Origin of the sequence: Citrobacter youngae (assembly GCF_003818115.1) — a bacterium.
Classification (GTDB): domain Bacteria; phylum Pseudomonadota; class Gammaproteobacteria; order Enterobacterales; family Enterobacteriaceae; genus Citrobacter; species Citrobacter youngae.
Window position 1 is genome coordinate 123,767 of the sequence record NZ_RPOI01000012.1, and the last position, 17,126, is coordinate 140,892.

The 17,126-nt window shown below is 52.6% G+C and carries 17 protein-coding genes and 3 tRNA genes; 9 read left to right on the forward strand and 11 right to left on the reverse strand.

Features of this window, described 5'->3' with window-relative positions; translation table 11 throughout:
* Positions 1 to 3: 3 nt before the first annotated feature.
* Entirely contained in the window at positions 4 to 1,296 is a 1,293-nt protein-coding gene (ptsJ, locus tag EHN13_RS11145) for a MocR-like B6 salvage transcription factor PtsJ (RefSeq protein ID WP_124021393.1), read from the reverse strand.
* Positions 1,297 to 1,378: 82 nt separating this feature from the next.
* Here ptsJ and pdxK point away from each other — a divergent pair, with 82 nt between their 5' ends.
* The gene (pdxK, locus tag EHN13_RS11150) at positions 1,379 to 2,245 is read left to right on the forward strand and encodes a pyridoxine/pyridoxal/pyridoxamine kinase (RefSeq protein ID WP_061068300.1); all 867 of its coding nucleotides are present in this window, start codon (positions 1,379 to 1,381) and stop codon (positions 2,243 to 2,245) included.
* On the forward strand, positions 2,242 to 2,481 hold the full coding sequence (locus EHN13_RS11155; protein WP_101742264.1) for a cytoplasmic protein: 240 nt from the start codon (positions 2,242 to 2,244) through the stop codon (positions 2,479 to 2,481). The genes pdxK and EHN13_RS11155 overlap by 4 nt, the downstream gene beginning before the upstream one ends.
* Before the next feature lie 61 nt (positions 2,482 to 2,542).
* On the opposite strand, the gene crr is transcribed toward EHN13_RS11155, so the two are convergent.
* The 5 genes from crr to cysZ all read right to left on the reverse strand — a co-directional run bounded on the left by crr (position 2,543) and on the right by cysZ (position 7,403).
* Positions 2,543 to 3,052 (reverse strand): PTS glucose transporter subunit IIA, encoded by a 510-nt coding sequence (gene crr, locus EHN13_RS11160; protein ID WP_000522253.1) that lies wholly within the window; start codon positions 3,050 to 3,052, stop codon positions 2,543 to 2,545.
* A gap of 40 nt (positions 3,053 to 3,092) precedes the next feature.
* Positions 3,093 to 4,820, reverse strand: coding sequence for a phosphoenolpyruvate-protein phosphotransferase PtsI (ptsI, locus tag EHN13_RS11165; RefSeq protein WP_005121951.1), 1,728 nt, complete (start codon positions 4,818 to 4,820; stop codon positions 3,093 to 3,095).
* A 45-nt stretch (positions 4,821 to 4,865) separates the two neighbouring features.
* Positions 4,866 to 5,123, reverse strand: coding sequence for a phosphocarrier protein Hpr (ptsH, locus tag EHN13_RS11170; protein ID WP_002913505.1), 258 nt, complete (start codon positions 5,121 to 5,123; stop codon positions 4,866 to 4,868).
* 383 nt (positions 5,124 to 5,506) lie between these two features.
* Positions 5,507 to 6,478, reverse strand: coding sequence for a cysteine synthase A (cysK, locus tag EHN13_RS11175; RefSeq protein ID WP_003038091.1), 972 nt, complete (start codon positions 6,476 to 6,478; stop codon positions 5,507 to 5,509).
* 163 nt (positions 6,479 to 6,641) lie between these two features.
* Complete coding sequence (gene cysZ / locus EHN13_RS11180; protein ID WP_086523404.1) at positions 6,642 to 7,403, reverse strand: sulfate transporter CysZ; 762 nt, start codon at positions 7,401 to 7,403, stop codon at positions 6,642 to 6,644.
* 230 nt (positions 7,404 to 7,633) lie between these two features.
* On the opposite strand from cysZ, the gene zipA reads away from it, so the two are divergent.
* From zipA to EHN13_RS11195, 3 genes are all read left to right on the forward strand, one after another.
* Positions 7,634 to 8,638: a cell division protein ZipA gene (gene zipA, locus EHN13_RS11185; RefSeq protein ID WP_121584870.1), complete on the forward strand. Its 1,005-nt coding sequence runs from the start codon at positions 7,634 to 7,636 to the stop codon at positions 8,636 to 8,638.
* A gap of 71 nt (positions 8,639 to 8,709) precedes the next feature.
* Positions 8,710 to 10,725 (forward strand): NAD-dependent DNA ligase LigA, encoded by a 2,016-nt coding sequence (ligA, locus tag EHN13_RS11190; protein WP_115643116.1) that lies wholly within the window; start codon positions 8,710 to 8,712, stop codon positions 10,723 to 10,725.
* Position 10,726: 1 nt separating this feature from the next.
* Positions 10,727 to 10,945 (forward strand): DUF3820 family protein, encoded by a 219-nt coding sequence (locus EHN13_RS11195; protein ID WP_003038102.1) that lies wholly within the window; start codon positions 10,727 to 10,729, stop codon positions 10,943 to 10,945.
* Here EHN13_RS11195 and EHN13_RS11200 read toward each other — a convergent pair.
* Positions 10,942 to 11,940 carry a bile acid:sodium symporter family protein gene (locus tag EHN13_RS11200; protein WP_061068297.1) on the reverse strand — a complete coding sequence of 333 codons (999 nt, stop codon included), beginning with the start codon at positions 11,938 to 11,940 and terminating at the stop codon, positions 10,942 to 10,944. The two genes, EHN13_RS11195 and EHN13_RS11200, sit on opposite strands and share 4 nt — an antisense overlap.
* A gap of 89 nt (positions 11,941 to 12,029) precedes the next feature.
* On the opposite strand from EHN13_RS11200, the gene EHN13_RS11205 reads away from it, so the two are divergent.
* On the forward strand, positions 12,030 to 12,956 hold the full coding sequence (locus tag EHN13_RS11205) for a LysR family transcriptional regulator (protein WP_048210991.1): 927 nt from the start codon (positions 12,030 to 12,032) through the stop codon (positions 12,954 to 12,956).
* Here the strand turns inward: EHN13_RS11205 and EHN13_RS11210 are convergent.
* Positions 12,947 to 13,285, reverse strand: coding sequence for a FlxA-like family protein (locus EHN13_RS11210; RefSeq protein WP_048210992.1), 339 nt, complete (start codon positions 13,283 to 13,285; stop codon positions 12,947 to 12,949). The genes EHN13_RS11205 and EHN13_RS11210 overlap by 10 nt on opposite strands.
* Positions 13,286 to 13,576: 291 nt before the next feature.
* On the opposite strand from EHN13_RS11210, the gene xapA reads away from it, so the two are divergent.
* The 3 genes from xapA to EHN13_RS11225 all read left to right on the forward strand — a co-directional run bounded on the left by xapA (position 13,577) and on the right by EHN13_RS11225 (position 16,707).
* Complete coding sequence (gene xapA / locus EHN13_RS11215) at positions 13,577 to 14,410, forward strand: xanthosine phosphorylase (protein WP_048210993.1); 834 nt, start codon at positions 13,577 to 13,579, stop codon at positions 14,408 to 14,410.
* Positions 14,411 to 14,467: 57 nt separating this feature from the next.
* Positions 14,468 to 15,724, forward strand: coding sequence for a nucleoside permease (locus EHN13_RS11220; protein ID WP_124021394.1), 1,257 nt, complete (start codon positions 14,468 to 14,470; stop codon positions 15,722 to 15,724).
* 98 nt (positions 15,725 to 15,822) lie between these two features.
* Positions 15,823 to 16,707, forward strand: coding sequence for a LysR family transcriptional regulator (locus EHN13_RS11225; protein ID WP_124021395.1), 885 nt, complete (start codon positions 15,823 to 15,825; stop codon positions 16,705 to 16,707).
* Positions 16,708 to 16,845: 138 nt separating this feature from the next.
* Here the strand turns inward: EHN13_RS11225 and EHN13_RS11230 are convergent.
* From EHN13_RS11230 to EHN13_RS11240, 3 genes are all read right to left on the reverse strand, one after another.
* Positions 16,846 to 16,921, reverse strand: a tRNA-Lys gene (locus EHN13_RS11230).
* Between the two features lie 4 nt (positions 16,922 to 16,925).
* A tRNA-Val gene (locus EHN13_RS11235) sits at positions 16,926 to 17,001 on the reverse strand.
* A gap of 46 nt (positions 17,002 to 17,047) precedes the next feature.
* A tRNA-Val gene (locus tag EHN13_RS11240) sits at positions 17,048 to 17,123 on the reverse strand.
* Between the last annotated feature and the right edge of the window lie 3 nt (positions 17,124 to 17,126).

Sequence of the window (17,126 nt, forward strand, 5' to 3'; positions counted from 1 at the left end):
CTGTTAGCGTTTTTGCGCCTGATGAATATCAGCCGCCAGCTTATGAATATCGTTGTCGTTTAAGGTCGACAGCGTAATGCGCAGACCGTGCGATGGTGTATTCACACCAAATACCTCGCCTTCGCGTACCAGCCAACCGGATTTTGCCAGGGCAAAAGCAAGTGATTGACTGTGGTGCGCCAGAGGCAGCCACAGATTCAGACCATCAGCGACGGGCAGATCAATGCCATATCCTCTGAGAGCGGTGGTCAGTTTTTGCTGCTGTGTTGCGTAAAACTGCTGAGTCTGCACCAGCTTATGTCGATACTCTTCGTCGCTCAGGCAGGCGCAGGCTAAATCCTGAAGCAGATGGCTGACCCACTGGCTACCGGAGTTGAGTCGTAACCGCAGTTTCGCTGAAGTGACCGGATCGCTGGCCACAATGGCCAGGCGTAAGTCCGGACCTAATGTTTTCGACATTGAGCGGACAACCGCCCAGTGCGTGGTTTCCTTCGCAATCACCGGATACCAGTGGCAAGCAGATAGCAGCGCAAAGTGGTCGTCGACGATCACCAGCGTCTGCGGATAGCGGGCCAGAATTTCCTGCAATTGCGCCGCGCGTGAGGCGCTCAGGCTGCATCCCGTTGGGTTGTGAGCCCGCGGCGTCAGGATCACCGCCCGCGCACCTCTTTGTAACGCAGCCTCCAGCATGTCGGGTTGCATGCCTTCGTTGTCTACGGTGACCGGGCTCGCTGAGAATCCCGCATAACGCAACATATTGATGCTACTTAAAAAGCAGGGATCTTCTACCGCGACGCTATCGCCCGGCAATAAATGGGCGCACAGTAGCCGTTCAATGGCATCAATAGCACCGCTGGTGATATCAATTTCCCCCACGCCAGGGAGTGCATCCTGCATCCAGCGTGTGGCCCAGGTTTTAAGCTCAGGCGATACGACGGCATCGCCATACAGACGTGGATTCTTATTTATTTGCGCGAAATAACGGCTGAGATCGGGGAGACAAGTCGGCGCAGGGTTACCGCCGGAAAGGTCGGTAAGCGGGGTATCCGGGTTTCCACCTTCCAGCGCAACGGGGGCAGAAATTTCTTTGATCACCGTGCCATTGCGTCCGAGGCTCTGAGCCAGTCCGGAGGTGACAAGGCGTTTATAAGCCACCGCGACAGTATTACGGTTAACGTTCAATGCTGTTGCCAGTTCACGCACCGGTGGCAACGTTTCTCCTGCTGCCAACGTGCCTGTAGCGACATGTTGACGAATACTGTCAAAAATTTCGTTAGCGGTTTTTCCGTCGATCATTATTGACCTATGACAAAATGAATTTTAGCATATGACGATAATAGTGAGGCGTTAGCCCGCTGTCCAGCGAGAGGAGAGATTTATGGAGCAGGGGAGTGATATTCAGTCAGTGCTCTTCGACGACAAGCATCGGGCGTTACAAACCGATATTGTCGCCGTCCAGTCACAGGTGGTGTATGGCAGCGTAGGCAACAGTATCGCCGTCCCAGCTATCAAAGCGCAGGGATTACGCGTCACCGCGATCCCAACGGTGCTGTTCAGTAATACACCGCATTATGAGACCTTTTATGGTGGTGTTATCCCGGCCGACTGGTTTAGCGGCTATCTTCGCGCCTTAAATGAGCGCGATGCGTTACGTGAGCTAAAAGCGGTGACCACGGGGTATATGGGCAGTGCGGAACAAATCGCTCTGTTGGCACAGTGGCTGGAGACCGTTCGGGCTACCCACCCGGATCTGTGTATTCTGGTCGATCCGGTGATTGGCGATACGGACAGCGGCATGTACGTAAAGGCTGAAATACCGCAGGCGTATCGCAAACATCTGTTACCGCTGGCACAGGGACTGACGCCAAACGTGTTTGAGCTGCAGATATTGAGCGGTAAACCGTGTCGCACGCTGGATGAAGCGATATCGGCAGCCAAATCGCTGCTCACTGATACGCTGAAATGGGTGGTGATCACCAGCGCACCGGGAGAAACCGAGGAGGTCATTCAGGTTGCCGTTGTGACAGCTGAAACGGTTGAGGTGCTAGCCCATCCGCGGGTGAAAACGGACCTGAAGGGCACCGGCGATCTGTTCTGCGCCGAACTGGTGAGCGGTATCGTGCTGGGGAAACCACTCACTGCTGCCACGCATGACGCTGCACAGCGCGTACTGGACGTGATGACGTGGACGCACCAGTGCGGTTGTGATGAATTAATTCTGCCACCGGCAGGGGAGTCGCGATGAAGAGTTACCGGCTGGTGGTTCGCCAGAATGGGCGTATGGTTGGACATTTTGACACCAGCGGGAAAGAAGCGCTGGAAGATATCTGCGTGGCGCGGGCCATGTTTGGCATTGCGGGTGGTTACGACTGTGAGTTGTTGGTGGCGGATTCGGAACGACGGATGCTGGAAAGCGGGCCGGAGGGCATGAAAATCCTGATGCGCGAAGCGTATTATCGACCGATGACCGCGCACATTTAATGGCGGATGAAGTGTATAAAAAAATGGCGCCAATCGGCGCCATTTTTCTCTGCGGCAAGAATTACTTCTTGATGCGGATAACCGGGGTTTCACCCACGGTCACGCTACCGGACAGTTTGATCAGTTCTTTGATTTCGTCCATGTTGGAGATAACAACCGGAGTCAGGGTAGACTTGGCTTTTTCTTCCAGCAGCGGCAGATCGAATTCAATAACCGGGTCGCCCACTTTCACGCGCTGACCTTCTTCAGCGATACGCTTGAAACCTTCGCCTTTCAGTTCAACGGTATCAATACCGAAGTGAACAAACAGCTCAATGCCGCTATCAGATTCGATAGAGAACGCATGGTTGGTTTCAAAGATTTTGCCGATGGTGCCATCTACAGGAGCAACCATTTTGTTACCGGTTGGTTTGATAGCAATACCATCACCAACGATTTTTTCAGCAAAAACTACATCCGGCACGTCTTCGATGTTGACGATCTCGCCAGAGAGCGGAGCAACAATCTCAATAGTTCCGGTGTCTTTCTTATCATCAGAAACCAGAGATTTCAGTTTATCGAACAAACCCATGATCTTCTCCTAAGCAGTAAATTGGGCCGCATCTCGTGGATTAGCAGATTGTTTTTTCTTCAATGAACTTGTTAACCAGCGTCATTAACTCGTCCGTTGTCGGTTGAGCAAGAGCTTGCTCTGCTAACACCTTCGCATCTTCGAAGTTCGTGTTACGGATAATCTTCTTAATGCGCGGGATAGAAATGGCGCTCATAGAGAATTCGTCCAGACCCATCCCCAGCAACAGAAGTGTAGCACGTTCGTCGCCTGCAAGCTCACCACACATGCCGGTCCATTTGCCTTCAGCATGAGAAGCATCAATAACTTGCTTGATCAGCGTCAGAACAGATGGCGACATCGGTTGGTAAAGGTGTGAAATCATATCATTACCACGGTCAACTGCCAGGGTGTACTGCGTTAAATCATTGGTACCGATACTAAAGAAATCAACTTCTTTGGCTAAATGACGCGCAATGGTTGCCGCAGCCGGTGTTTCCACCATCACGCCAATCTCAATGCTTTCGTCGAATGCTTTACCTTCGTCGCGCAGTTCCTGTTTGTAGATTTCGATCTCTTTGCGCAGTGCGCGCACTTCTTCAACAGAGATAATCATCGGGAACATGATGCGCAGTTTGCCGAAAGCAGAGGCACGCAGAATAGCGCGAACCTGGTCACGCAGGATCTCTTTACGATCCATCGCGATACGCACGGCACGCCAGCCCAGGAACGGGTTCTCTTCTTTCGGGAAATTCATGTACGGCAGTTCTTTATCGCCGCCAATGTCCATGGTACGGACGATAACCGCCTGAGAGCCACACGCTTCAGCAACGGCTTTATACGCAGCAAACTGTTCTTCTTCAGTTGGCAGCGATTCACGGTCCATGAACAGGAATTCGGTACGATACAGACCCACGCCTTCAGCGCCATTACGCTCAGCGCCTTCAACGTCACGAACGGTACCAATGTTGGCACACACTTCAACCTGATGTCCGTCCAGCGTGATAGCCGGCAGATCTTTCAGCTTAGCGAGTTCCGCTTTCTCGGTAGCAACCTGCTCCTGAACGGCACGCAGTTGTTCGATAACGTCGTTAGTTGGGTTGACGTAAACCTGATTGTTTACGGCATCCAGAATCAGATAGTCGTCGTTTTTCACCTGAGAGGTGACGCTACCAGTACCGACGATGGCAGGCAGTTCCAAAGAACGCGCCATGATTGAGGTATGAGAGGTACGTCCACCTGCGTCAGTGATGAAACCCAGCACCTTCTCGAGGTTCAGCTGTGCGGTTTCTGACGGGGTCAAGTCAGCGGCAACCAGGATAACTTCCTCCTGGATAGCGCTCAGGTCGATAATTGCCAGACCCAGGATGTTACGCAGCAGGCGTTTACCGATGTCACGTACGTCAGCCGCACGTTCTTTCAGGTATTCATCATCCAGCTCTTCCAGGGCTGTGGCCTGACCTTCGATAATCTCATGCGCAGCGGCGTCAGCCGTCATGTGCTTATCTTTAATCAGGGCTATGATTTCCTGCTCCAGCTCCTCATCTTCGAGCAGCATAATATGCCCTTCAAAGATGGCTTCTTTTTCTTCACCGAATGTTTCACCAGCTTTGGTTTTGATCGCTTCCAGTTGCGCAGATGCCTTGGCACGACCGCTCAGAAAACGTTCAACTTCCTGATCAACCTTGTCGGCAGAAATTTTTTTCCGGTCAATGACGATTTCGTCTTCTTTCAGCAGCAGTGCCTTGCCGAAAGCGATACCCGGGGATGCTAAAATGCCTGAAATCATAACCCTACCTTACTTGTGACTGATATTTAAAAGAACTCGTTGAACTTACTCGAGTTCAGCCATCAGTTTAACCAGATGCTCAACTGCTTTCTGCTCGTCTTCGCCTTCTGCGGAAAGGGTAACAACGGTGCCCTGAGTCAGGCCCAGAGTCTGCAGCTTAAACAGGCTTTTTGCGCTAGCGCTTTTGCCGTTGGAAGTCACAGTGATTTCAGACGTAAAGCCTTTTGCTTCTTTAACAAATTGAGCAGCAGGGCGAGTATGCAGACCGTTCGGAGCGGTAATGGTAACTTCTTGCTGGAACATTATATTTCCCCAACTTATAGGTTTAGTGTTGTGGAACTAAAGTCTAGCCTGGCGGTTCAACTTTAGCCTGTATTGTTAGCGTCGACGTAAACAGGACGCGACACAAAAGGAGTTCGGTGCAATCCGTTGCTGGCAACTTCTTGCCGCTGACGTTTCGTTCGTCATTAAACATTATGCCGCGAAAGGAAGAGTTGAACCAAATCATAAAATCGATTCAGCTAGCGCTTTTCCTGTAACGATTAATTTCGCGCATCAAAATAATTAGTTTGGTTAAATACCAGTTCCGGCGGGCTGAATCAATGCCAGGTGGGTTGAAACTTTGAAGCAGGCCACAAAAAAGCACCCAAAAGGGTGCTTTTTTACGCGTTTTTAACATGCTGGCATTACTGTTGCAGTTCTTTCTCAGTGAAGAGATCGGCAAACAGTGCTGTGCTCAGATAACGCTCACCCGATGACGGTAGAATAACCACTATATTCTTATTGGTAAAGGTTTCATCTTCCTGCAGCTTAAGCGCGGCAGCAACGGCAGCACCTGAAGAGATACCTGCCAGAATACCTTCTTCTTCCATCAGGCGACGCGCAGTAGAGATTGCTTCATCATTGGTGATAGCGACGACTTTATCGATAAGTTTCAGATCAAGGTTGCCTGGAATGAAGCCTGCACCGATGCCCTGAATTTTATGTGGACCTGGTTTAAGTTCTTCACCCGCCAGCGCCTGGGCGATAACCGGAGAGTCTGTCGGCTCAACGGCAACGGTGATGAGGTCCGTTTTGCCCTTGGTCCCTTTAATGTAGCGAGTCACCCCGGTCAGCGTACCGCCGGTACCTACGCCAGAGATAAACACATCAACCTGACCATCGGTATCTTCCCAGATTTCCGGGCCGGTAGTTTTCTCGTGGATTTCCGGGTTAGCCGGGTTGCTGAATTGCTGAAGCAGCAGGAATTTTTCTGGGTCGCTGGCAACAATCTCTTCTGCCTTTTGAATCGCGCCCTTCATGCCTTTCGCGCCTTCGGTCAGCACCAGGTTTGCACCCAATGCCTTCAGCAATTTGCGACGCTCAATGCTCATGGTTTCTGGCATCGTCAGGGTGAGTTTGTAACCACGGGCGGCAGCAACGTAGGCCAACGCGATCCCGGTGTTGCCGCTGGTTGGTTCGACCAACTCAACGCCCGGCTTCAGTACACCACGTTTTTCGGCATCCCAAATCATATTGGCACCGATACGGCATTTGACGCTGAAGCTCGGGTTACGTGACTCCACCTTCGCCAGAATGCGTCCGTTACCGATACGGTTCAGTCGAACCAGCGGCGTATGACCGATAGTCAGCGAGTTGTCTTCAAAAATCTTACTCATGGCCTGTCCTTAACTGTATGAAATTGGGATACCGCTTCAGCATACCTGTTGAGAAAGTATGGGGAAGTAAGGATTTAGCATATCTATATTCAGAAAGGAAATATTCGACGTCAGTATGGAATAAGGGACGGCATAAGCCCCCCCTGTTTTACACATTTTTGCATTACTTCCATAACGCGTGTTTAGCACGATAGCAGTCTACCCACATCGCCGTGGCACCACAAACCGCAACCGGCATGATGAACAGATTGAGCACCGGGATCATCGTAAACAGACTGGTTAGCGCACCGAACTGCATGTTGGTGACTTTGCGTGTGCGCAGGGCGATACGCATCTCTTTAAAGGGCACTTTGTGGTTGTCGAACGGATAATCACAATATTGAATAGCCAGCATCCACGCACTGAACAGGAACCACAGTACCGGGGCAACGGTCTGCCCCACGCCGGGGATAAAATAGAGGAGCAGTAACACAAAGGCGCGCGGGAGATACCACGCCAGCTTTTGCCATTCGCGCTTCATAATACGGGGCACATCTTTCATGATGCCAAGAACGCCAGTGTCAGGCGGTGTTGCACCTGTCAGGCGGGCTTCGAGTTGTTCTGCCAACAAGCCGTTAAACGGTGCGGCAATCCAGTTGGCGATGGTAGAGAACAGGTAGCCAAACACCAGTAGCACGGAGATCGTGACAATCGGCCATAGCAAATAGCTAAGCCACTGTAGCCAGTTCGGGACGTGGCTCATCAGCGCAGGGATCCAACTGTCCAGTTGCGTAAACAGCCACCAGAATGCGCCGCCCATTAGCAGAATATTCACCAGTAAAGGCAGGATAACAAAGCGACGAATTCCCGGTTGAGTGATGAGTTTCCATCCCTGAGAAAAGTAATAAAAACCGCTGCGAGGTACAACTGCAGATGATGAAACCATGGTCAGGACATACTCCTTGTTATATGAGCTCTGGTAAACTTTGCGTATCTTACCGGGTTGTTGAGCGTTAGGCTGTTCAGAAATGTTCGAAAAAACAGCAAAAAGCACGTTTTTATTCATCTTTATGCCGTGAAAGCCAAGAGTGCACTTGCACTTGGCGTAATCGGCAAATACTCTTAGTGAGTAAATGTTTGCCGTGGTGGCAAGGTGTTAGAACAACAGAGAATATAATGATGCAGGATTTGCGTCTGATATTAATCATTGTTGGCGCGATCGCCATAATCGCTTTACTGGTACATGGTTTCTGGACTAGCCGTAAAGAACGGTCTTCTATATTCCGCGATCGCCCACTGAAACGCATGAAGTCTAAACGTGATGACGAGGATTCCTACGACGACAACGTCGAGGAAGACGAAGGCGTGGGCGAAGTCCGCGTGCATCGTGTGAATCATGCTCCCGGCAGCGCTCAGGAACATGGTGTTCCTCCTCAGTCGCCGCAACACCAGTACCAGCCGCCTTATGCGTCTGCTCAGCCGCGTCAACACGCGCAGCAGCCTGCACAAGCGCCTGTACCGCCGCCGCATGTTCAGCAGCCGCCGCAGCCCGTACAACCGCAGCAGCCGGTGCAACATCAGCCTGTTCAGCAGCAACCTGCGCAGCAGCCGATGCAACATCAGCCCGTTGCGCCGCAGGTTCAGCAGCCCGCGCCACAACCTGCGCCACAGACCTTCCAGCCAGCAGAGCCTGTTGTTGAACAGCAACCGCAGCCTGAACCGGTTGTTGAAGAAGCGCCCGTAGCTGAAAAACCGCAGCGTAAAGAAGCGGTCATCATTATGAACGTTGCGGCGCATCACGGCAGCGAGCTCAACGGTGAAGTGTTGCTCAACAGCATTCAGCAGGCTGGTTTTAAATTTGGCGATATGAATATTTTCCATCGTCATCTCAGCCCGGATGGTAGTGGCCCGTCGCTGTTCAGTCTTGCCAATATGGTTAACCCAGGGACGTTTGACCCTGAGATGACCGGCGATTTCAGCACGCCGGGCGTCACTATCTTTATGCAGGTTCCGTCCTATGGTGACGAGCTGCAAAACTTCAAGCTGATGCTGCAGTCCGCACAGCACATTGCCGATGAAGTGGGCGGTGTGGTGCTCGACGATCAACGTCGTATGATGACGCCGCAGAAACTGCGCGAGTATCAGGACCGCATCCGCGAAGTTAAAGAATCTCACGCCTGATTTTCCTCTGGCGTGACCTCTCCTTTCTGAACCCCCGCCTGTCGGGGGTTTTTTATCATTGATGGTGCGATATGGAATCAATCGAACAACAACTGACAGAACTGCGAACCACGCTTCGCCATCATGAGTATCTCTACCATGTGATGGATGCGCCGGAAATTCCTGATGCGGAATACGATCGTCTGCTGCGCGAACTGCGTGAACTGGAAGCGCAGCATCCTGAACTTGTCACGCCCGATTCACCCACCCAGCGCGTAGGTGCCGCACCACTGGCGGCATTCAGCCAGATCCGTCATGAAGTGCCGATGCTGTCGCTGGATAACGTGTTTGATGAGGAGAGTTTTCTCGCTTTCAATAAGCGCGTTCAGGACAGACTGAAGAGCACGGATAAACTGACCTGGTGCTGCGAGCTTAAGCTGGACGGCCTGGCGGTCAGTATCCTGTATGAAAACGGTGTGCTGGTCAGCGCGGCAACGCGTGGTGATGGTACGACTGGTGAGGACATTACCTCGAACGTGCGCACCATCCGCGCGATCCCGTTAAAACTGCGTGGCGATAATATTCCGGCTCGCCTGGAAGTGCGCGGTGAAGTGTTTTTGCCGCAGGCCGGGTTTGAAAAAATCAACGAAGAAGCCCGCCGCACTGGCAACAAAGTGTTTGCTAACCCGCGTAACGCGGCGGCTGGGTCACTGCGTCAGCTCGATCCACGTATTACAGCGAAGCGACCGCTTACTTTCTTCTGCTATGGCGTCGGCGTGCTGGAAGGCGGCGAACTGCCCGATACCCATCTGGGTCGCCTGCTGCAGTTTAAAGCGTGGGGCCTTCCGGTCAGCAACAGGGTAACGTTGTGCGACTCTCCGGAGGAAGTACTCGCTTACTATCATAAGGTTGAAGAAGACCGGCCGACGCTTGGATTCGATATTGACGGCGTGGTTGTCAAAGTCAACTCCATGGCGCTGCAGGAGCAACTGGGCTTTGTTGCCCGCGCACCGCGCTGGGCGGTAGCTTTTAAGTTCCCGGCGCAGGAACAGATGACTTTTGTTCGCGACGTTGAGTTTCAGGTCGGTCGTACCGGCGCGATTACGCCTGTCGCTCGCCTCGAGCCAGTGCAGGTGGCTGGTGTGCTGGTGAGTAACGCAACGCTGCATAACGCTGACGAAATCGAGCGGCTGGGTTTGCGTATTGGCGACAAAGTTGTTATTCGCCGTGCGGGCGATGTCATCCCACAGGTGGTGAACGTCGTACTCTCCGAACGCCCGGAAGATACGCGCGAAATCGAGTTTCCCACCCACTGTCCGGTATGCAACTCTGACGTTGAGCGTGTGGAAGGAGAAGCGGTTACTCGTTGTACCGGAGGTTTAATCTGCGGGGCACAGCGGAAGGAATCATTGAAACACTTCGTTTCCCGCCGTGCGCTGGATGTTGACGGTATGGGCGACAAAATTATCGATCAACTGGTCGAGAAAGAGTACGTGCACACACCAGCGGATCTGTTCACGCTGACCGCCGGTAAGCTGACCGGCCTCGATCGTATGGGGCCGAAGTCGGCGCAAAACGTGGTGAATGCGCTGGAAAAAGCGAAAGAGACCACGTTTGCCCGTTTCCTCTACGCGCTGGGTATTCGTGAAGTCGGCGAAGCGACGGCTGCGGGTCTGGCCGCGTATTTCGGTACGCTGGATGCGCTGGAGGCGGCTTCCATTGAAGAGCTGCAAAAAGTACCGGATGTGGGCATTGTGGTGGCCACTCACGTGTTTAACTTCTTTGCCGAAGAGAGTAACCGCGAGGTGATCGTGCAACTTCTGGCGCAGGGGATCCACTGGCCAGCGCCGGTGGTTATCAACGCTGAAGAAATCGACAGCCCGTTTGCCGGTAAAACGATTGTGCTGACCGGTAGCCTGAGCCTGATGTCACGCGATGACGCCAAAGCGCGTCTGACCGAGCTGGGCGCAAAAGTGGCGGGGAGCGTGTCGAAGAAAACCGATCTGGTGATTGCGGGGGAAGCGGCGGGCTCTAAACTGGCAAAAGCGCAGGAGTTGGGCATTGCCGTTATCGACGAAGCTGAAATGATCCGCTTACTGGGTGCCTGAGATGGAAAAAGAGCAGCTGGTTGAAATCGCCAATACCGTGATGCCCTTTGGCAAATATAAAGGGCGTCGGCTGATTGATGTACCGGAAGAGTATCTGCTGTGGTTTGCCCGTAAGGATGAATTCCCGCCGGGCAAACTGGGTGAGCTGATGCAAATCACGCTGCTGATTAAAACCGAGGGGCTGACGCAGCTGGTTCAGCCCCTGAAACGCCCGCTTTAGGCCTTCGCGGCGCGGCTCTTCTGCTGCGCCTGCAGCGCGTCCGTCTGTTGTTTGTAGCGACGCGCCAGCACGGCGCACACCATCAGCTGAATTTGGTGGAAAATCATCAATGGCAGCACCATCATACCAATTACCGATGTCGGAAACAGGATGTTTGCCATGGGGATCCCGTTGGCCAGACTTTTCTTCGATCCGCAGAAGACAATAGTGATTTCATCAGCTTTGCTGAAACCGCATTTCCTCGCGACAAAGACGTTGATAGCAATCACGATTGCCAGCAATATGATGCTAACAACCACGATAAACAGCAGTGAACCGACCCCCACTTTGTGCCAGATCCCATTAACCACGGCCTCACTGAAGGCGGAGTAAACCACCAGTAAAATGGAAGATTGATCCGTTTTTGCGATCCATTTTTTATGTTTTGACACCCAGTTGCCAATCCACGGTCGCGAGAGATGCCCCAGCACGAACGGCAGCAGCAGCTGCAGCATGATTTTCCCCACCTGTTCCAGGCTGCCTTCTGCGCCATGCATATTCATGACCAGGCCTACCAGCAGCGGCGAAAGAAAGATACCCAACAGACTGGAGGCCGAAGCGGAACACACGGCGGCGGCAACGTTACCGCCTGCCATTGAGGTAAAGGCGATAGCCGACTGCACCGTGGCGGGCAAAATACACAGGTACAGGAATCCGGTGTACAGCATCGGGTCAACGTTGACGGGCGCCCACCAGGCGAACAGGACGCCCAGCACCGGGAAGACAACGAACGTGCTGCACATCACCCACAGATGCAAACGCCAGTGGCTACCGCCGGCAATAATCGCCTCACGAGAGAGTTTGGCGCCGTGCATAAAAAACAGCAGCGCAATGGCGGCGGTGGTTAAGCCTTCAAAGAAAGGCACAAAGCCACCTTCGGCCGGGAAAAACGACGCCAATAAAACAACGGTAATCAGCGTTATCGTGAACGGATCAAGAATACGAAAAAGTTTCATAAAGACTCCTGAAATTCGGTAGCAACATTTTGCGTTTTTCCGTTTGAGAAATAAAATTGATTTATTGCATCTATATATGAATAGAATCGATGAATTATTCTTTGCGTCAATTACGTATCTTTGTCACCGTCGCTCAGGCCAAAAGTTTTAGCCGGGCGGGGGATATCATCGGCTTAAGCCAGTCGGCGGTTAGTCATAGTGTAAAAGAGCTGGAAGGGCAGACGGGTGTCCGGCTACTGGATCGTACAACGCGCGAGGTGGTGCTGACGGAAGCCGGACACCAGTTGGCGGCACGGCTGGAACGCATTCTGGATGAACTGCACAGTACGCTGCGTGAAGCCGGGCAGGTGGGTACGCAGTTAACCGGTACGGTGCGGGTTGCTGCCAGCCAGACGATTTCCGCGCATCTCATTCCGCAGTGTATTGCGCAGAGCAATCAGCTTTATCCGGCAATCGATTTTGTCCTGCATGACCGGCCACAGCAGTGGGTACTGGAGAGTATTCGTCAGGGGGAAGTGGATTTTGGCATTGTGATTGACCCGGGCGCCGTGACCGATCTGCAGTGTGAAGCCGTACTATCCGAACCGTTCCTGCTGCTGTGTCGCCATGATCATCCGTTAGCCCAACGTGAGTGGGTAAACTGGCAGGATTTGTACCACGAACGTCTGGTGTTACAGGATTACGCTTCCGGCAGCCGACCGCTGATCGATGCGGCGTTGGCCCATTTTTCCATTGATGCCAATATTGTTCAGGAGATTGGACACCCGGCAACGCTGTTCCCAATGGTGGAGGCGGGGATTGGCATCAGCGTGCTGCCCGCACTGGCGCTCCCCTTACCGCAGGGTAGCCACTTGCAGGTTAAGCGCCTGACGCCGGTTGTGGAACGACAACTGATGTTGGCGCGGCGCAAAAATCGCTCTCTCTCAACCGCCGCTCAGGCATTGTGGGACGTGGTGCGAATGCAGGCCAGTGAATTAACCGCCGGTCGTGCCCGCGATCCGTTGTATCAGATATAAATATCGACCTGATGTTGGTCGGAAGCCGTGTTGATGCCTTCAGCTTTTCTCTGATCGGCGCTTTGCTTTTGCTGCGACTCCTCGGCCTGCCGACGCAACAATTGATCCAACTGGGCTTGTAACATCTTGATTTGGGTCTGAATAAGTTCCTGCTGCTCGCGTTTCTGCTCAATAGTGCCACTGCTGTTGGGGATATCTTTGAGCTGCTGGGTTAGCTTGGTTATCTTTTGGGTGATTTGCGCAATCTGTGCGGAGATATCATTCCCGGCTGGTGCTTTTCCGCCGCTACTGCTTTGAACAGTTGGGGTGGAAACGTTGATAGTTGTCATACGGATTCCTCACGCCATAAAACATGAGTATCGGCATTAGTGAACAGAACTTCAGCGACAATACGGCCGAGCAGAGTTTAATAATAAAAATCCCAAATCTGCATGTATCTCTATTTCTGTGCCATTTCTGGCCCGAAAAAAATGTGATTTCAGGCTGGTTTAGTGCGACTCATCCATACCGATTTACTATCGGTTGTCGGGATAAACGGTATTGGTAATCGATTGCGTAGTCTCGCTATAACAGTGCGGTACGCGACATTATTTTCGACTACTCAGTATTAAGGACATCTCATGAGTCACTCTCTTTTCTCGCAAAATCCCTGGTACAGCGCCGACATCATTCGTAGTTGCAAACCCGATTTCACGCCGCGCGTAGCCTTTATTCTTGGCTCAGGCCTCGGCGCGTTGGCGGATCAAATCGAGGATGCAGTGGCCATCTCTTACGAGAAATTGCCGGGATTCCCTGTCAGTACCGTACATGGTCATGCCGGTGAGCTGGTGCTGGGAAATCTGGCCGGTATTCCAGTGGCCTGTATGAAAGGGCGTGGGCATTTTTATGAAGGTCGCGGCATGACGGTGATGACCGATGCCATTCGCACACTGAAGCTGCTGGGCTGTGAACTGTTATTTTGTACCAATGCCGCAGGCTCCCTCCGCCCTGAAGTTGGGCCGGGTAGTCTGGTTGCGCTTAGCGATCACATTAATACGATGCCGGGTACACCGATGGTGGGACTTAACGATGAGCGTTTTGGCGAGCGATTCTTTTCGCTGGCGAATGCCTATGATGCTGACTATCGTGCAATCCTGCAAACCGTTGCCGCAGAAGAAGGTTTCCCGCTGAGCGAAGGCGTATTTGTCTCTTATCCGGGGCCAAACTTTGAAACCGCGGCAGAAATCCGCATGATGCAAATCATTGGTGGCGATGTGGTGGGGATGTCGGTGGTGCCTGAGGTTATCTCTGCGCGCCACTGCGGTCTGAAAGTGGTTGCGGTGGCTGCCATCACCAACCTGGCGGAAGGTTTGGGGGATGTGAAGTTATCTCACGCGCAGACGCTGGCGGCAGCGGAACTCTCGCAGCAGAATTTTATCAATCTGATCTGCGGCTTTTTGCGCAAACTGGCCTGAATAATTAAAACATGACCCCGCTTGCGGGGTCTTACTTTTTTGGCAAGGAACGGAAAAATGGGTATCGCATCTCGCTTAAAGCTCATGTCGTTTTTGCAATATTTTATCTGGGGTAGCTGGCTGGTTACCTTGGGTTCTTACATGATTAACACCCTGGATTTTACCGGCGCGAATGTGGGTATGGTCTACAGCTCGAAAGGGCTGGCAGCGATTATTATGCCGGGCATTATGGGGATCATCGCCGATAAGTGGCTGCGTGCCGAGCGCGCCTACATGCTGTGCCATCTGGTGTGTGCTGGCGTGCTGTTGTACGCCACAACCGTTACCGATCCCCAGACCATGTTCTGGGTGATGTTGGTTAACGCGATGGCGTATATGCCGACGATTGCGTTATCGAACAGCGTCTCATATTCATGCCTTGCGCAGGCGGGTCAGGATCCGGTCACCACGTTCCCGCCAATTCGTGTATTTGGCACGATTGGCTTTATTGTGGCGATGTGGACGGTCAGCTTAATGGGGCTGGAGCTGAGCAGCGCGCAGCTGTATATCGCTTCAGGCGCATCGCTGCTGCTGGCTCTGTATGCGCTGACGTTGCCGAAAATACCGGTTGCGGAGAAAAAAGAATCCGCCACGCTGGCCAGTAAGCTGGGGCTGGATGCGTTTGTTTTGTTTAAAAATCCGCGCATGGCAATTTTCTTTTTGTTTGCCATGATGCTGGGGGCGGTGCTGCAAATTACCAACGTCTTTGGTAATCCGTTCCTGCATGATTTCGCCCGTAACCCTGAGTTTGCCAACAGCTTTGTGGTGAAATATCCCTCCATTTTGCTGTCGGTTTCTCAGATGGCGGAAGTGGGCTTTATCCTCACTATCCCGTTCTTCCTCAAACGTTTTGGCATCAAAACGGTGATGCTGATGAGCATGCTGGCGTGGACGCTGCGCTTTGGCTTCTTTGCCTTTGGCGATCCGTCCCCGTTTGGCTTTGTGTTGCTGCTTATGTCGATGATCGTTTACGGCTGCGCGTTTGATTTCTTCAACATCTCCGGGTCGGTATTTGTCGAGCAGGAAGTTGACTCAAGCATTCGCGCCAGCGCCCAGGGGCTGTTTATGACGATGGTAAATGGCATTGGCGCGTGGGTGGGTTCAATCCTGAGCGGGATGGCGGTGGACTATTTTTCTGTCGATGGCGTCAAGGATTGGCAAACTATCTGGCTGGTGTTTGCCGCTTACGCGCTGGTCCTGGCGGTTATCTTTGCATTGTTCTTTAAATATAAGCATGAGCCTGAACGACTGGCGCAGAAATCACCGGCACATTAATGCTCCTTTAGCGGCGGGTTCTGATACCCGCCGTTTCATTTTCTGCGATGCAATGTGGTAACTTTGCGCATTATTCTTCACTCAGGAGCGCATTATCCATGGAACGCACGCACCGCATCGATCTGAAGTTACTGCGTTATTTTCTTGCCGTCGCAGAAGAACTGCATTTTGGACGCGCTGCTGCTCGCCTGAATATGTCGCAACCGCCGCTCAGTACGCATATCAAAGAGCTGGAACAGCAGCTCGGCACGTTGCTATTTATCCGTCATTCCCGCAGCGTGGCGTTAACCCACGCCGGAAAAATTTTGATGGAAGAATCGCGCAGACTGTTATCCAGTGCTAATCAGGCGCTGGCACGAGTGGAACAGATTGGTCGCGGTGAGGCAGGGCGAATTGAGCTTGGCGTCATTGGTACCGCAATGTGGGGAAAAATGCGTCCGGTGATGCGGCGTTTTCTGAAGGAAAATCCCAACGTTGAGGTGCAGTTTCGCGAGAACATGCCTGCCATGCAGATGACGATGCTGGAAAGACGTGAACTGGATGCGGGAATTTGGCGCATGGCTACTGAACCTTCTCCCGGATTTACCAGCCTGCGCTTACATGAATCCTCATTTTTGGTGGCCATGCCGGAAGAACATGCTCTTACCGCCTGTGAATCCGTACCGCTGGAAGCGTTGAGAAATGAATATTTTGTCACGATGCCCTCCATTCATACCGACTGGGCATTTTTACAGCGCGTTTGCCTGAGCGCCGGATTTTCACCGATGATTATTCGTGAGGTGAGGGAGCCGCAAACGGTGCTGGCGATGATTAGCATGGGGATTGGGATTACGCTGATTGCCGATAGCTATGCCCAGATGAGCTGGCCTGGCGTGGTATTCCGGCCGTTAGAAGAACGTATTCCGGCGGATTTGTATATTGTCTATGAACAGCAGCAGGCCACGCCAGCGCTGGAAAAACTGGTGGCGGCTTTGATGGTATGATGTCTGTGCCGGATGGCGACTAACGTCTTATCCGGCCTACGAGGGGAGTATTGTCAGTAGGCCTGATAAGCGTAGCGCATCAGGCAATTGTATAAATCGCAGATAGCAAAAAAGCGCCTTTAGGGCGCTTTTTTACATTGGTGGGTCGTGCAGGATTCGAACCTGCGACCAATTGATTAAAAGTCAACTGCTCTACCAACTGAGCTAACGACCCGAAGTGGTGGGTGATGACGGGATCGAACCGCCGACCCCCTCCTTGTAAGGGAGGTGCTCTCCCAGCTGAGCTAATCACCCACTTCGGTACTTCACATTTTAACAAGAAATCCAGCTGGCGAGAAAGTGGTGGGTGATGACGGGATCGAACCGCCGACCCCCTCCTTGTAAGGGAGGTGCTCTCCCAGCTGAGCTAATCACCCACT

Bases quoted from the DNA above. Each gene is read 5' to 3' on its own strand.
- ptsI (WP_005121951.1), bottom strand. From the start codon at position 4,820: ATGATTTCAGGCATTTTAGCATCCCCGGGTATCGCTTTCGGCAAGGCA.
- ptsH (WP_002913505.1), bottom strand. From the start codon at position 5,123: ATGTTCCAGCAAGAAGTTACCATTACCGCTCCGAACGGTCTGCATACT.
- ligA (WP_115643116.1), top strand. From the start codon at position 8,710: ATGGAATCAATCGAACAACAACTGACAGAACTGCGAACCACGCTTCGC.
- ptsJ (WP_124021393.1), bottom strand. From the start codon at position 1,296: ATGATCGACGGAAAAACCGCTAACGAAATTTTTGACAGTATTCGTCAA.
- xapA (WP_048210993.1), top strand. From the start codon at position 13,577: ATGAGTCACTCTCTTTTCTCGCAAAATCCCTGGTACAGCGCCGACATC.
- zipA (WP_121584870.1), top strand. From the start codon at position 7,634: ATGATGCAGGATTTGCGTCTGATATTAATCATTGTTGGCGCGATCGCC.
- EHN13_RS11200 (WP_061068297.1), bottom strand. From the start codon at position 11,940: ATGAAACTTTTTCGTATTCTTGATCCGTTCACGATAACGCTGATTACC.
- crr (WP_000522253.1), bottom strand. From the start codon at position 3,052: ATGGGTTTGTTCGATAAACTGAAATCTCTGGTTTCTGATGATAAGAAA.
- pdxK (WP_061068300.1), top strand. From the start codon at position 1,379: ATGGAGCAGGGGAGTGATATTCAGTCAGTGCTCTTCGACGACAAGCAT.
- EHN13_RS11225 (WP_124021395.1), top strand. From the start codon at position 15,823: ATGGAACGCACGCACCGCATCGATCTGAAGTTACTGCGTTATTTTCTT.
- EHN13_RS11205 (WP_048210991.1), top strand. From the start codon at position 12,030: ATGAATTATTCTTTGCGTCAATTACGTATCTTTGTCACCGTCGCTCAG.
- cysZ (WP_086523404.1), bottom strand. From the start codon at position 7,403: ATGGTTTCATCATCTGCAGTTGTACCTCGCAGCGGTTTTTATTACTTT.
- cysK (WP_003038091.1), bottom strand. From the start codon at position 6,478: ATGAGTAAGATTTTTGAAGACAACTCGCTGACTATCGGTCATACGCCG.
- EHN13_RS11155 (WP_101742264.1), top strand. From the start codon at position 2,242: ATGAAGAGTTACCGGCTGGTGGTTCGCCAGAATGGGCGTATGGTTGGA.
- EHN13_RS11220 (WP_124021394.1), top strand. From the start codon at position 14,468: ATGGGTATCGCATCTCGCTTAAAGCTCATGTCGTTTTTGCAATATTTT.
- EHN13_RS11195 (WP_003038102.1), top strand. From the start codon at position 10,727: ATGGAAAAAGAGCAGCTGGTTGAAATCGCCAATACCGTGATGCCCTTT.
- EHN13_RS11210 (WP_048210992.1), bottom strand. From the start codon at position 13,285: ATGACAACTATCAACGTTTCCACCCCAACTGTTCAAAGCAGTAGCGGC.